The organism is Furfurilactobacillus curtus (assembly GCF_045862785.1).
In the GTDB taxonomy this organism is placed as follows: domain Bacteria; phylum Bacillota; class Bacilli; order Lactobacillales; family Lactobacillaceae; genus Furfurilactobacillus; species Furfurilactobacillus curtus.
In genome coordinates, this window is record NZ_BQXO01000001.1 from 234,772 (window position 1) to 249,360 (window position 14,589).

Annotated in this window: 12 protein-coding genes and 1 tRNA gene; 8 read left to right on the forward strand and 5 right to left on the reverse strand. The window is 43.3% G+C overall.

Annotated features, from left to right (window positions below):
- Positions 1-54: 54 nt before the first annotated feature.
- A complete protein-coding gene (locus tag ACKTR2_RS01335; RefSeq protein WP_407882233.1) occupies positions 55-1,251 on the reverse strand; it encodes a multidrug effflux MFS transporter in 1,197 nt (398 codons plus the stop codon).
- 236 nt (positions 1,252-1,487) lie between these two features.
- Between ACKTR2_RS01335 and ACKTR2_RS01340 the strand changes: the two genes are divergently transcribed.
- From ACKTR2_RS01340 to ACKTR2_RS01375, 8 genes are all read left to right on the forward strand, one after another.
- Positions 1,488-2,210 (forward strand): Bax inhibitor-1/YccA family protein, encoded by a 723-nt coding sequence (locus ACKTR2_RS01340; RefSeq protein WP_407882234.1) that lies wholly within the window; start codon positions 1,488-1,490, stop codon positions 2,208-2,210.
- Between the two features lie 346 nt (positions 2,211-2,556).
- Entirely contained in the window at positions 2,557-5,262 is a 2,706-nt protein-coding gene (gene polA / locus ACKTR2_RS01345; RefSeq protein ID WP_407882235.1) for a DNA polymerase I, read from the forward strand.
- Positions 5,263-5,296: 34 nt separating this feature from the next.
- A complete protein-coding gene (gene mutM / locus ACKTR2_RS01350) occupies positions 5,297-6,166 on the forward strand; it encodes a DNA-formamidopyrimidine glycosylase (RefSeq protein ID WP_407882236.1) in 870 nt (289 codons plus the stop codon).
- Entirely contained in the window at positions 6,167-6,772 is a 606-nt protein-coding gene (coaE, locus tag ACKTR2_RS01355; RefSeq protein ID WP_407882237.1) for a dephospho-CoA kinase, read from the forward strand.
- A gap of 57 nt (positions 6,773-6,829) precedes the next feature.
- Positions 6,830-7,306, forward strand: coding sequence for a transcriptional regulator NrdR (gene nrdR, locus ACKTR2_RS01360; protein WP_407882238.1), 477 nt, complete (start codon positions 6,830-6,832; stop codon positions 7,304-7,306).
- 27 nt (positions 7,307-7,333) lie between these two features.
- Positions 7,334-8,698 (forward strand): DnaD domain protein, encoded by a 1,365-nt coding sequence (locus ACKTR2_RS01365; RefSeq protein WP_407882239.1) that lies wholly within the window; start codon positions 7,334-7,336, stop codon positions 8,696-8,698.
- Entirely contained in the window at positions 8,698-9,633 is a 936-nt protein-coding gene (dnaI, locus tag ACKTR2_RS01370; RefSeq protein WP_407882240.1) for a primosomal protein DnaI, read from the forward strand. The genes ACKTR2_RS01365 and dnaI overlap by 1 nt, the downstream gene beginning before the upstream one ends.
- A 304-nt stretch (positions 9,634-9,937) precedes the next feature.
- A complete protein-coding gene (locus ACKTR2_RS01375) occupies positions 9,938-11,227 on the forward strand; it encodes an NCS2 family permease (protein WP_407882570.1) in 1,290 nt (429 codons plus the stop codon).
- 119 nt (positions 11,228-11,346) lie between these two features.
- Here ACKTR2_RS01375 and ACKTR2_RS01380 read toward each other — a convergent pair whose 3' ends face one another.
- The 4 genes from ACKTR2_RS01380 to ACKTR2_RS01395 all read right to left on the reverse strand — a co-directional run bounded on the left by ACKTR2_RS01380 (position 11,347) and on the right by ACKTR2_RS01395 (position 14,454).
- Positions 11,347-11,952: a TMEM175 family protein gene (locus ACKTR2_RS01380; RefSeq protein WP_407882241.1), complete on the reverse strand. Its 606-nt coding sequence runs from the start codon at positions 11,950-11,952 to the stop codon at positions 11,347-11,349.
- Positions 11,953-12,291: 339 nt separating this feature from the next.
- Entirely contained in the window at positions 12,292-12,498 is a 207-nt protein-coding gene (locus ACKTR2_RS01385; RefSeq protein ID WP_407882242.1) for a CsbD family protein, read from the reverse strand.
- A 301-nt stretch (positions 12,499-12,799) separates the two neighbouring features.
- Positions 12,800-12,873, reverse strand: a tRNA-Arg gene (locus ACKTR2_RS01390).
- 51 nt (positions 12,874-12,924) lie between these two features.
- Complete coding sequence (locus tag ACKTR2_RS01395) at positions 12,925-14,454, reverse strand: amino acid permease (protein ID WP_407882243.1); 1,530 nt, start codon at positions 14,452-14,454, stop codon at positions 12,925-12,927.
- Positions 14,455-14,589: the final 135 nt, after the last annotated feature.

A 14,589-nucleotide genomic window follows, 5' to 3' on the forward strand; every position in this document is an offset into this window, starting at 1 on the left:
AAAAATGGCGAGCTAACTCAATTTGAGTTAGCTCGCCATTTTTGCGACTGGAATTTAATTAGTGGTGGTCACAGAGGTGAGACCAAGTAAAATTAACCCGATGATCTCAAAAATGATAATTAAACTGATCATCGGAATTGAACTTGTCGAACCGAATAACCCGACGACGGGAGAAGCTAGACCGCCGACTAATTCCGAAAAGGTGCCCAAGACCGCCGATGCTGTCCCAATATTAGTGGAGGTACTAGCCATAGCAATCGCAGTCGTTATGCCGTTATTGAAACCGATGGAGACAACCACGATCCAAAGCGCAGTCGTAAAGAGCCAGAAGTTATTGACCGTTAGCGCGTTTAACAACATCAAGCCACTGCTGGCGATCGGAATCAGAAATCCCCAGCGCGTTAAATTTCGATCAGATGTTTTACCTGTCAGCCGACCCATGAGCTGAGCACCTAAGGCGATACCCAGTCCATTAAAAGCGTAAATGAGACTGAATGAAGTTGTACTTAAGTGAAAATCTTTTTGAAAAATGAAGGAAGAAGCGGCAATATAAGTGAATAATGCCCCGTTAACCAAGGCCAGGAGGCTTGCATTCAACATGAAAAGACGGTTTTTAAACACTGCTTTAAAGTTCAATGGTTCAAGCTGGTTATGCGTAACTTGGCTAGTCTCTGGTAAGCCAAACAGACTCGTTACCACCAGAATGACACCAATGATGGTTAATGTAACGAACACTGATTGCCACGGGAACAAACTGACAAGGGCAGCACCTAGGATTGGTGCAATGACGGGAAACACGCCATTAATTGTCATTAACGTTGCGTAAAAGCGAGTTAGTTTGACACCATCAAATAAATCACGGGCAATGGCACGAGATAAGACTTGACCGGCTGAACCGGCAAGCCCTTGAACAATTCGCACAATTAGAAATAACCCAATATTGTGAATGAAAATTAGTGCGAATGAGGATAATGTGAAAACGGCTAGTCCGACCATCAAGGGTTGACGTCGGCCAACGCGATCGCTCCATGGACCAATAAAAAGCTGTCCAATTGCCATCCCAATCAGGCAGGCACTGATACTGGCTTGAACGGCCGTGGCCGAAGTATGTAAGCTCAACTGGATATCCGGCAAAGCGGGTAGATACATATCTAATGATAAAGGCCCAAAAGCTGATAGTGTCCCTAGTAAGATGGTCAAAAAAAGGCTAGGGCGCGAATTCACTTTTTGTGGACTGTCAGATTGAATCATAATTACCTCGCAATCTTGAATTTGATTTATCGATATCTGGCTCATTTTAGTCGAGTTTTCGAAAAAAAACTAGACCGCTTCATTTGATAAGCTAATGTTGTAGCTTATCTAAAGAATTTTTTTCTAATAGCAAAAGACTTGCTTGTTAACTTAATTCTGTTAAAATACTTTGTAAATAAGGTTAGTCAACATTTGTCAGACTAACGGAATGCTTTGAGAGAAATGAGGGATCAGTTGTGAACAATAATGAATATCAACAACCTCGTCGTGAGGTGAATGTCCAAGCTTCTGGTTTAAGCGCTTTTATGAGCCGTGTCTTTGGCTACATGGGCTTGGCAGTCTTAATTTCCGCCGTTGTTGCAATTCTTGCAGGGGTGGTTTACCAGAAACAATATTTTGGCTTTCTAGCTGCTAATTCTTGGTTTATGTGGGTTCTAATTATCGCTGAATTTGGATTAGTCATAGGTGGCTCATTTCAAGCCAAACGGAGTGCCAGTGCTGGATTAACGATGCTACTTGGTTTTGCAGCGATTAATGGCCTGATGCTATCCACGATTTTCTTGGCTTACACGAGCGCCACAATTTTTTCCGCCTTCTTTGCTTCCGCAGCAATTTTCGGTGGCATGGCAGTTTATGGAATGACGACGCATCGTGACCTGAGTCGAATTGGCACGCAGATGATCTTTGCGCTGTTCGGCGTTATCGTGGTCAGCTTGATCAATATGTTCCTTCATTCATCAGTGATTAGCTACGTCTTTAGCTTTGTGATTGTTGGGATCTTTGTCGTTTTGACGGCCTGGGATACACAACGTATGCGGCGAATTTATGAACAATATGGTAACCAGGTGGCGCTAGGGGGCTTGGCAATTCAAGGTGCCTTCCAGTTATATCTAGACTTTATTAATATTTTCATTTATGTACTTCAGATCTTTGGTTTTAGTGGCGGTAATCGAAACTAGCTCATCTGTTGCATCTTGATGTTTTAGCGAGGATCAATTGATCCTCGCTTTTTTGTCGAATGCTGCCGGTGGGCAAAGGTCTTGGTCAAGCAGCTGGCTTTGTTCAGATTTTTGTCATGCATCGACAACTTGGGGTTTAATTCAACGTCAGTAATACGCCAAGAACACGATATGACCCATTTAAGCCACATTAGATTAATCATTGAAAACATTTCTCACTAATTCGGTTAAGCTGATCTAAAATTTGGCGGAAAATGTGCCAATGGAAAGCAAAGCCAAAATTTGGTAAACTACTGATAATACAAGCATTTAACGATGTTGATCTTGGAAAAGAAAGAGACGGCCAATGAGTGAACAAATTGAATTATCAAAACAGCCGCGTTTATTATTAATTGATGGCAATAGCGTCGCGTTTCGCGCTTTTTTTGCGCTCCATCAACAGCTAGATCGCTTTACGAATCACGATGGCTTACATACCAACGCAATCTATGCATTCAAAACGATGCTAGATGTTGTTATCAAGGCCGTTCATCCGGATAAGGCCTTGGTTGCTTTTGATGCTGGCAAAACGACTTTTCGTACGGAAAAATTTGGTGACTACAAAGGGGGACGCTCCAAAACACCACCGGAATTATCTGAACAAATGCCATATTTGCGAGATTTACTGTCCGCCTATGGAATTAAAAGTTACGAGTTAAGTAATTGGGAGGCGGATGACATTATTGGCACCTTAGCTCATGAAGGGGAAGAGGCGGGCTATCAAGTCATTATTGTGACCGGAGACCGCGACCTGACGCAGCTGGCAACCGATCAGACCACCGTTGCAATCACTCAAAAAGGGGTCAGCGAGATTGAATATTATACGCCGGCGCACGTTCAGGAAAAGTATGGTCTATCGCCGGAACAGATTATTGATATGAAAGGTTTGACCGGCGATACTTCCGACAATTATCCAGGCGTGACAAAAGTTGGTGAAAAAACGGCCATCAAATTATTAACGCAATTTGACAGTGTCGAAGGGGTTTATGACCATTTAGATGAGTTAAAACCAAGTAAAATGAAAGATCATCTCATCGAAGACCATCAACAAGCTGTCCTCAGTAAGGATTTGGCGACAATTCGAACGGACGCACCGCTGGCAGTGCATTTGGCTGACTTAGATTATCGCGGCCCCGATTTAGATAAGTTAGTCCCATTCTATCAGTCGATGGATTTTAATAACTTTCTCAAACAATTGCGTAATACCAGTCTAGAATTGGATTTTGATCAAGCTGGTATGAATCAAAATCAACTAGTGCCGGTTAAATGGACGGTACTAACGGCGCAAAATGTCGATTTGGTAACTCAATTCACAAAGGAAATCAGTTTCATTCTGGAAATGCCGGATGAAAACTATCACCTTAGTGCCTTTTCTGGGTTTGTCATGACCGACGGACAGCAAACACTGGTCAGTCGAGAAGTCGATTTATTGCAAACAAAACCGGTTAAACAATTATTGGCCAGTGATCAGGTGAAAAAGAATGTCTTCAACGCTAAAGCGCAATATGTTGGTTTGCACCGCTTAGGTACACCTTTAGACGGGGTCGATTTTGATTTATTACTGGTTTCTTATTTGTTGGATACAAATGACAATTCAAACGATTTAGGGAGTTTGGCTCAACAGCATGGATACGATGCTGTTGAATCAGATGAAGTGGTGTACGGCAAAGGAGCAAAGCGAAGCATTCCCGATGATGATCAACTCTTTTTTGATCATTTAGCTCGTAAAGCTCTGGCAATACAGGAACTTCATGACCGGCTCTTTACTCAGTTAGATGAACATGAACAAGCCGATTTATACCGTGACATTGAATTGCCGCTGACCTTTGTCTTAGCTCGGATGGAACTGGCTGGCATTACGGTTGATACAACGCAATTGACTGACATGCGCGAGAAGTTTAAGGAACAATTGGGAACGCTTGAACAAACAATCTATAACGAAGCCGGTGAGACGTTTAACATTAATTCCACAAAACAACTAGGAACAATTTTATTTGAAAAAATGAAATTACCTGTTATTAAGAAAACGAAAACGGGATATTCAACCTCTGTGGATGTGTTAGAGCAACTTGCTAGTCAGGCACCAATTGTCGAGAATATTTTGAGTTATCGTGGTCTGGCTAAGTTGCAGTCAACATACATTGAAGGGTTGTTAAAGGTTGTTCACAGCCGTGATCACAAAATCCACACGCGCTACCTGCAAACATTAACTCAGACTGGGCGACTATCATCTGTTGATCCTAATTTACAAAATATTCCCATTCAGACCCAACAAGGTCGCGAAATTCGTAAGGCCTTTGTTCCTAGCCATCCAGATTGGGAAATCTTTTCATCAGACTATTCTCAAGTAGAGCTTCGAGTCTTGGCACATATTACTGGCGACCATAATTTGCAGGAAGCATTCGTTGAAGATGAGGACATTCATGCGGCCACGGCTCGACGAATTTTTGGGCTTAGTGCTGAGGACGAGGTGACGCCACTGATGCGGCGTCAAGCGAAAGCAACAAATTTTGGGATTGTCTATGGTATCAGTGATTATGGGCTCTCACAAAATTTAGGTATTTCTCGCCCTCAAGCCAAACAGTTCATTGACACGTATTTTAGAGAATATCCAGGCGTTAAAAATTATACAGAAGAAATTGTCGCTAAAGCGAAGACTGATGGTTACGTAGAAACTATTACGCACCGACGTCGGTATTTACCAGATATTAATTCGAAAAACTTCAATCGACGTTCGTTTGCGGCGCGAACGGCAATGAACACTCCAATCCAAGGTTCAGCTGCTGACATTATCAAAATTGCAATGATCAAGATGGAGGCGGCCCTAGAACAGGCTGGCTTAAAAGCAACGATGTTGTTACAGATTCACGATGAACTCGTGTTCGAAGCACCTAAATCAGAAATTGAAACATTAACGCAATTGGTACCAAAAGTGATGGATTCGGCGGTGAAATTGGACATTCCATTAAAGGTTGAAAGTGCTCATGGCGCCTCATGGTACGAAGCAAAGTGATCTTGGCAATTGTTGTTAATTAAGGAGGGTTGAGATGCCTGAATTACCAGAAGTTGAAACGATTCGTCGAGGCCTAACTAACATGGTCGTTGGACAAATCGTCACTGGCATTGATGTGTTTTATCCAAAAATGATTTTAAACGGTGAAATAGCCTTCAAAAAATTGTTGATCGGTCGTAAAATTACGGCGATTGATCGACGAGGAAAGTATCTACTATTTCGATTCTCGGGTGGGCTAACGATGGTTTCTCATTTGCGGATGGAAGGTAAGTTCTTCGGTGCACCGGCAAATACACCGGTGGATAAGCACACCCACGTTATCTTTCACTTTGATCATGGCAATGAGCTATGGTACAACGATACGCGAAAGTTTGGTCGAATGGTCGTAGTGGATACGGGTCAAGAGAACCAAGTTGGCGGTTTAAAATCGTTGGGTCCGGAACCGACAGCGGACACCTTAACGGTAGCTTACTTAGTTGATAGAATGGCCAAGAGTCGTAAGGCAATTAAGACATGGCTATTAGATCAAAATAACGTGGCGGGTCTTGGAAATATCTATTGTGATGAAGTTCTTTGGTTAACAAAAATTCATCCCGAGCAACCTGCTAATACGTTGAGTAAAGAGCAAATTGCTGCGCTTCGTGAGAACATTTTTTTGGAGTTGGATCGAGCGATCAAAGCTCATGGCACAACGGTCTTTACGTATAGTGCTCTGGGTCACGCTGGCGAATTTCAGAATCAATTACACGCCTATGGTCACGTAGGACAACCGTGTGAACGGTGTGGCGCGACAATGGTTAAAATCAAAGTTGCTGAACGGGGTACCACCTTTTGTCCACAAGAACAAAAGTTATGCTTGCCTGATCAACAGGCGGCGGGCAGGCTGAAACGAGGCACTAAATAAATGACCGCAATTATTGGACTAACTGGTGGGATTGCGACAGGGAAGTCAACCGTGGCTCGTTTGTTTGCAGAAGCCGGCTGTTATGTCATTGATGCCGATCAGATTGCCCGACAAGCCGTACGGCCCAAAAGTTCGGGTTTACGGCAAATCGTCAACGAATTTGGTCTCAAGATACTCACGAACACCGGTGAATTGGATCGTAGTAAGCTTGGCAATCTGGTCTTCAATGATTCAAACCAAATGACGAAATTAAATGCCATTGTTCAACCGATTATTCGAGATCTAATCAAGCAAGCTGTGGCAAAAGCAAAGCTAGTTCAGCCACGGGCAATTATCCTAGATGCGCCGTTATTGTTGGAACAACATTACGAATCGATGGTTGATGTGATTGTAGTCGTTACCGTGCCTGAAAATGTACAAAGAGATCGGTTAATGGTGCGTAATCATTTAAATGGCGCACAAGCACGCGCTAGGATCGCGAGCCAAATGCCTTTGGCTGACAAGGAGAAACTGGCCGATTTCGTTATTTCCAATACTGGCACCATTGAAGCGACAAAACAGCACGTGATAGAATTACTTGATCATTTAAGTGATTTTTCACGTTAACTTGGTCGACTTATCACAATCAGGAAGTGGCAATGAAATAAAGGAGTTTTATAAATTATGCAGTGTCCACGCTGTCATCATCAGGAAACACGCGTTGTCGATAGTCGACCGACCGCTGAAGGTCAGGCGATTCGGCGACGGCGAGAATGTGAAAAGTGCGGTTTTCGCTTTACAACATTTGAACGCACTGAAGTTGCACCTTTACTTGTGATTAAAAAGGATGGGACGCGCGAAGAGTTTAATCGAGATAAGATCCTTCGCGGGATTATTCGCTCAGCAGAAAAACGTCCAGTTACCATGGAACAGATGAATCGGGTCGTGGAGAATGTGGACGCGCAAGTTCGGTCATTAGGAGAAAATGAAATTTCAAGTCAATTGATTGGCGAATATGTCATGAATGATCTGGCAGATGTGGACGAAATTGCCTACATCCGATTTGCTAGTGTCTATCGCCAGTTTAAAGACATGGGTGTCTTTTTGGATGAATTAAAAGAAATGGTTGACCGGGATAAAAAAAGAGACGCCAATCATTAATTAGGTGATGGAAAGGAGTTGCAAACGATGGCCGATACTTTGCCAACTTTAACACCGCGCGCAGGTTTCATCGTCATCAACCCCAGTCGCGCTCAACTAACAACCAATGTCTGGCAACGCTTGTATCAACCGATATTGGGTAATAATGCTTTTGGCCTATACAACGCTTTGCAAACTTTCATCAGTGAGCAACCACAACTATCCAATCGTCGTGTTCACAGTCAGTTATTAAGTTGGACTGACTTAGACTTGCCACATTTCCAGGCGAGCCGCCAACGCCTCGAAGCGTTAGGACTGTTAAATTCTTACTATCAGCAAGATGCATTGGGGGATTTGTATATCTATGAATTGCATCAACCATTAGATGCGCAGACCTTTTTTCGCGATGATTTATTGAGCGTGTTGTTGTTTCAATATGTCGGGCAAGCGCGGTACACTGAGCTTATTGACTACTTTAATGCCAGTCACCTTGATTTAGGCCACTTCAAAAATATTTCCGCGGACTTTTTGAGTGTTTATCACGTTGGTGAGCAGCAATTGGCGCAGCGTCCAGCTCAATCGGTTGATTCGACCCAATCTGTTCAACAACCGCGAGCGGATGAGGCGGCTTCACTGGATTTTCATTTATTAGGCGAGTATCTAAAACGAGAATCGGTTGACCTCACAAGTGTCGATTCTGCGCAAGATTTACTTCAAGCTGAAGCACTACTCTACGGGTTAAACGAGCGTGAATTGGCGAACCTAGTTGTGAAGGCGACCAGTGTGACCACAAACAGATTTGATCCCGACCGTTTTAGGGCCATGGTGGTCGATCAGTTTCAGCAACAGCGCACACAGATAGCATCGGTACCCTCGTCAGCCTCGTCTCAAACAGATGCTCAAGTAGCGCCAGTGCGCCCACAAGGAACTGATGAACTGCATGCAATATTAGCGGCGGTTAAGGCTTATGCTCCTGCTGATTTTCTGGCGGTCTTAAAACAAGAAAAGAATCAATATGTGACGAGCGGTGAGCAGCGCGTTTTGAGTACCTTTATGCAACGTCAGTTATTTGCCCCCAGCGTCGTGAATATGTTGATCTATTACTTAATTGCTGATCGTGATCAGAATGTGTTGTATCAAAATAGTGTTGATCGCGTGGCAAATGATTGGGCGAAAGCCAAGGTTCAGACGCCCGAACAAGCGGTTAAACACATGCAGGCGTTTGCTCAAGCGCAGGCGACCCGTCAGCAGAATCGGTCTGGGAACCGACCAACTAAATCCCGGGAACAATTGCCCGATTGGAACCAAACGGCTAGTTCATCTGCCAACAGTGATGGCAAGGCGGCTGATGAAATCGCTCAATTGCGGCAACGTTTATCCAAGGCTAAAGAAAGTCAGGAGGATCGGTCATAATGCAAGATTTAGGTAAATCCATGCGCGATTTATTAAATCGGCAGAATCTTAATTCGGACTATCAGCAGCTGATCGCCAATGCGGCAAATGATGGCGAAGTCCAGTCCTTTATTCAAACCCATCAAACGGAATTAGCTGATGATGCCTTAGAACGCAATGGGTCTAAACTTTATGAGTTTGTCAGTCAACGTGATAAGGTCCGCGCTGGTGCCCAAGTGTTTGCACCGGGTTATGAACCTCAGTTGGTTGTCAGCGATCATTACATTGAAGTTACCTATGTCCCAACGGAGGCGACGCTGTTAGCGCAAAAGCGCACCTTATTGAAGAAGCGTGTGCATGCGGTTTCCATGCCCAAGATGATCGAACAAGCTTCCTTTAGTGACTATGATGTGGTTGGCGAAGAACAGCAACGCAGTGATGCTTTGCGTCAAGCAATGCAATTTGTTGCTGATTACTCGCAAAAGCCACGTGTTTTTCATCAGGGATTGTATTTTTATGGAAATTTTGGCGTGGGGAAAACCTATTTGCTGGGAGCCATTGCCAATGAATTAGCTACTTTGGGTTATCAAAGTACTTTAATGCACTTTCCAAGCTTTGCTGTTGAAATGAAACGATCGATTGGAGAGAACTCGGTGGCCAAAAAGGTGGATGCGATCAAGCAAGCACCGATTCTAATGATTGACGATATTGGGGCGGACTCAATGAGCTCTTGGGTGCGAGATGAAGTCCTTGGTGTTATTCTGGAATACCGGATGCAAGAAGAATTGCCAACATTCTTTACCTCTAATTTCTCAATGCAATTATTAGCGGACCAGCATCTTTCCATTAATCAACGTGGAGAGACTGAGACGGTCAAGGCGGACCGACTAATGCAGCGTATTCGCTTCTTAAGCCATGAAGTCTTAGTTGCTGGACCTAACCGGCGACCACAGTAAAAGAATATTTTAATGAGAAAAGCGATCGTTGTGTATCATAATCAGCGGTTGCTTTTCTGTTTGTTTGGAAATTTCCGTGATTTAGAGGAACAAAATCATAAAAGTTCATAAACTGCCAAATTATTTCAAAAAAGCGACAAGGTTGTTCGTGTTTTGCAAAAACAGGTTCGTGTTTTACTTTAAAAATAAGAAGTAGTATGATTTATCTCGTGGTTTCATAAAACATATCCGAACATTGAGGAGGATCAATGTTTGAATAATTCAGAGGAGTGCTATTGTGAGCGAAAAGCTGAATCATTACTTTATGATTGATGAGTTGCATACGACCGTTCGTCGAGAGATCTTGGCTGGATTTACAACTTTTATTTCGATGGCCTATATTTTGTTTGTTAATCCCAGTGTGCTGGGCGCCGCCGGTGTTGATAAGGGCGCGGTGTTCACAGCAACGGCATTAGCCAGTGCGATTGGCTGTATGTTGATGGGGGTGTTGGCGCGGTATCCCATCGCGACTGCACCGGCATTAGGAATTAACGCCTTCTTTGCTTACTCTGTCGTGATTGGGATGAAGATTCCATGGCAGACGGCGATGGCGGGAGTGTTCGTTGCTTCACTGATTTTCTTAGTCATTACAATTTTTAAACTACGGGAAATGATTATCAACGCAATCCCATCGGATCTCAAATATGCCATCTCTAGTGGGATTGGATTGTTTATCGCGTTTATTGGTTTACATGATGGCGGTTTGATCGTTGCAAATAAGGACACGGTGGTCGGCTTAGGATCTTTCTCAACCGCGACGACGTGGTTGACAATCTTTGGCCTTATTTTAACGGCTATCTTGATGGTTATGCGGGTACCAGGCGGAATCTTCATTGGGATGGTCGCCACCTCTATCGTCGGTTTAGTAACGAAATTGATTCCACTGCCAGAGCATTTACTCGCTGGCGCACCGAGTTTGGCGCCAACCTTTGGTGTTGGTGTGCGTCATATGGGCGATATTAATTCTCTGCAGATGTGGGTTGTTGTTTTGACCTTCCTATTAGTCACATTTTTTGATACAGCGGGAACTTTGGTTGGTCTAGCGCAGCAGGCTGGCTTCATGAAGAACAACCAAATGCCCCGTGTTGGTAAGGCGTTGATGTCAGACTCTACTGCGATGTTGGCCGGTTCAGTATTGGGGACGTCACCAGTTGGGGCTTATGTCGAATCATCAGCGGGGATTGCGGTCGGTGGTCGTACTGGATTGACCGCAATTACGACTGGCGTCTTGTTTGTGCTTGGTATGTTCTTCTCACCGCTACTTACTGTTGTTACTAGTCAGGTGACTGCACCGGCCTTGATTATCGTCGGTGTTTTGATGGCCCAATCCTTGGCCCATATTAACTGGACTAAAATGGAAATTGCGATTCCATCCTTTTTAATTGTGTTAGGGATGCCGTTAACTTACAGTATCTCTGATGGTCTGGCCTTAGGTGTGATTACGTATCCAATTACAATGATTGCAGCCAAACGTGGCCGGGAAGTTCATCCGTTAATGTATGCCTTGTTTTTCGTCTTTATTGGCTTTATGGCGATTTTAAATGTAGGTAAATAAGAAATGACCAGCCCGTATGAATTTCCCTACAATCGTTAGATTTTGTCTAACAATTGTAGGGCACTTCAACGATGGGTTGGTCATTTTTTAGAAGGGTATTAAAGATCCGTGAAGATATTTTAATTGGATTCAAACAATGAGTCCGCGTCTTTGGGAGTATTAACGGCGTTGATTAAAATTTGCACAGTGATGACTGCCATTTGTAGGGCTGGTAAGAAAATGATTGATAGGATCATCGCTATTACTAGAATCAGCCAAGAATACCAGTGGATCGTGAGTTGATGAACCGTCGTATTTTTGATGTTAAGCGCAACATCTTGATGACCATGGCGATAATTTTCGGAAACAATCGTTCGACTTAAGATGGAATATGACAGGAACCAGAGCAAATAGACGAGACTGTAAAAAGTTTCCGGACCTCTAGCATTAATGCCTTTGCCCACCCAAGAAGTCGCGACCGGGATGAACGAGGTGGCAAACAACCAAAAGTTATTTGCCCAATAGATGCGTTTTGAAAGGACCTTGGTTTTGCTAAAAATAAAATGATGATTATACCAAGCTGTCCCAATGAACAAATAGCCAATCGCGTAGGAAATTAAATAGGGAAATTGGGGGGTCAAAGCAGATAGTTGAAGTGAGTTGGGGGTTTTAAATTCCAACACCATAATCGTCAAAATAATGGCGATCACAGCGTCGTTAAAAGCTTCTACACGGGATTTATTCATTGTTTTTTCCTATTTTTATTTTGTGATTTTTACAATCGATTGGACGACATTAACTGGCAACAAGGTGCTATTTTATTTGGACATGGGTTAATCGGTGGCCTAAATTTTAATTACTAAAAAGGCGAAGATCCGGGTGACTTAATTTTGTAAAAGATCATTTAACTTAACTAAAATACAACATTTTTTGAATAGACGTCAATAAGATTGGCATAGGTTTCAAATCGAATTACCTTGGTTACAGCGAGTCGTGTGTTTTAATTGATCGATTGGATCGTATGAAGGCGACTGTTGTAGGTACGAGACACAAAAAAAGAAGGCGCCTGGCCTTCTCAATGTCAATTAGTTATCGTTTTGTTCTTTCAATTCGTCAATTTTATCTTTCGCATCTTCCTTAGCGTCTGACAATTTCTTTTTTGCTTTACCCACTAAGCCTTCAGTTTTGCCTTGCAGTTCGCGTCCCTTATCGTTAGTCGCTTTTCCTTCAAGTTCTTTTCCCTTGCCAGTGACTTGATCTTTAGTGCCATCAATTTTATTATCTAAGCTCATAACAGGTCCTCCTTGTTATCAATGCTAGTTGTGGTTAAGCTTAATTTGACAATAGCATGTCATTTTTTGCCAAGCAAATAATGTGCTTATCTGACTAATTTGGCCATCCTTGTGTTGGATTTTTGAATACGTCTTTTTAAACATGCATGTTAAAAATCCCGCCAAAGCTGATAGACGTGGTCAGGACACTTATCTTGCCAGCTTATGACGGGATTTTTTATTTTCAAGAACGAGACTTATCGTAGCTTCATTTAAGGGACAAAAGGGGACACTCTTAAAATAGAAGCCCTGTTAATACCAATGCACCAGGTGGGGCTCGAACCCACAACCCTTGGTTTCGAAGACCAATACGCTATCCAGTTGCGCCACTGGTGCGGAAGTTGTGCTATCACAACTATCTCATCTTAAAGCTCAGATAAAAATTCGTCAATGGTTTGCTGATGAATCTTTAATATTGGGGTCCACATCGATTTCGATGGTGTGTTCACCACGACCTTGGATTGGCGTGAAGCGGGGGACTTCTTCGAGGCGTAAATGCCGAATATGCCAATTTCGTTTAGTTGGTTTAGTCCGACGGCGACTGTAGATGATTAAGGTGACAGCTAACACAACAATCAGAAAGCCGCCCATCACCAGTGCGTATGTGCCAGTTGATAACGTGGTGCTCGTCGTCGGCAAAAACGTTGAACTAAAGACGAGCACCGAACCAATCAGACCAATAATGCCAATCAAAAGACAAGTCAAGCGACCTCCTGGAATTTTAAACGACGCCTGTTTGGTTTTATTGGTTAGATTAAGGTAGATAAAGGCGGTGAACAATAAAATATACATCACCAAATACAACATCACGGTCAGTGACATGGCCATTGAAAAGGCCGCGTTGTTGCCGCCAAACCCAATTGTCAGAATTGCCGCAATAATTGAGACGATAACGCCTTGCAAGATAACCAAACGAACCGGTACTTGATGGCGGTTCACTTCATGCCAACGAGTTGGCAGAATTTCGTCTTTAGCTGTTACTAATAATGATTTAACTGGTCCCACAATCCAAGAACTAATCTCGCCAAGCATGCCCATGGCCATCAACAAACCTAGTAAATTGACCAAAATGGGCAGCGTTTGACCGAAGATTAACTTAACCATTTTGCCCATCGCGACAATGACACCTTGGTTAAGCGACAGTTCATTGGCCGGCACGACGGCGGCCACGGAGAGGCCACCAAACGAATCAAGTAAGATAGCAAAGACAACAAGAATAACCATAATTAAAGGATAATTACGCGTTGGTCGTTGTAGGTTATTGATGTAGGAAGCAGAGGCCTCAATCCCGGTAAATGCTAGAATATAAGGCACGATTACGGTGATCGAGCCAGCTTTAGTAATCGATCGCAGGTCGCTAGCCAGATTGAGATCGAACTGCAGTGGGTGACCCTGACCCAAATAAATCGCACCTAAAATGAGCAACACGATCGCTGGCAAGACGATGCCTAAGGAAAAGGTCCACTTTACTAAGCGATCAGTTCCCTTAATGCCACGTAATTGGATAAGCGTCATCACCCAATAGATGATGAAAAAGGCGCTAAATTTTAACCAGGGATTCGAATTTAGCTGCGTGAAATGTGTTGAGTAGGCAATCACACCGATGATGAAATAGATCATCGTGATAAAATTAACCGTAATTTGTAACCATTGGAAAAAGACGGCAATAAAGCCTGCGCGCTGACCAAGGCCACCCTTGACCCAGGTATAAACGCCGCCATCGCCCCAACCTGGCATGGTTGCCAGTTGCGCGGAAACTAAAGCGACCGGCAAAAACCATAGCAAGCCGGCAACGCCTAAGAACAAGGTGGCCTTTAAGCCAGATTGGGCAAAGGCGGGATACTCATCGGCAGACATTAGCATAGCAGCTGTTAAGGTAAAAAAACCAAATCCAGTTAACGATCGATTTTGTTTCATCAGACGAGCCTCCGGTGAACTTTAATAAGTTAAGATTAGCATGAAATCATTTTTAACGATAATTACCAGCACAAAATCACCTTACAAGTGGGATATTCATGTTCAAGAACCGGTCAAAATGGTAAACTGATTTGG

Excerpts from the sequence above, each read along its gene's own strand:
- coaE (WP_407882237.1), top strand. The coding sequence starts at position 6,167 with ATGACCGCAATTATTGGACTAACTGGTGGGATTGCGACAGGGAAGTCA.
- ACKTR2_RS01375 (WP_407882570.1), top strand. The coding sequence starts at position 9,938 with ATGATTGATGAGTTGCATACGACCGTTCGTCGAGAGATCTTGGCTGGA.
- mutM (WP_407882236.1), top strand. The coding sequence starts at position 5,297 with ATGCCTGAATTACCAGAAGTTGAAACGATTCGTCGAGGCCTAACTAAC.
- ACKTR2_RS01335 (WP_407882233.1), bottom strand. The coding sequence starts at position 1,251 with ATGATTCAATCTGACAGTCCACAAAAAGTGAATTCGCGCCCTAGCCTT.
- polA (WP_407882235.1), top strand. The coding sequence starts at position 2,557 with ATGAGTGAACAAATTGAATTATCAAAACAGCCGCGTTTATTATTAATT.
- ACKTR2_RS01380 (WP_407882241.1), bottom strand. The coding sequence starts at position 11,952 with ATGAATAAATCCCGTGTAGAAGCTTTTAACGACGCTGTGATCGCCATT.
- dnaI (WP_407882240.1), top strand. The coding sequence starts at position 8,698 with ATGCAAGATTTAGGTAAATCCATGCGCGATTTATTAAATCGGCAGAAT.
- ACKTR2_RS01395 (WP_407882243.1), bottom strand. The coding sequence starts at position 14,454 with ATGAAACAAAATCGATCGTTAACTGGATTTGGTTTTTTTACCTTAACA.
- ACKTR2_RS01385 (WP_407882242.1), bottom strand. The coding sequence starts at position 12,498 with ATGAGCTTAGATAATAAAATTGATGGCACTAAAGATCAAGTCACTGGC.
- nrdR (WP_407882238.1), top strand. The coding sequence starts at position 6,830 with ATGCAGTGTCCACGCTGTCATCATCAGGAAACACGCGTTGTCGATAGT.
- ACKTR2_RS01365 (WP_407882239.1), top strand. The coding sequence starts at position 7,334 with ATGGCCGATACTTTGCCAACTTTAACACCGCGCGCAGGTTTCATCGTC.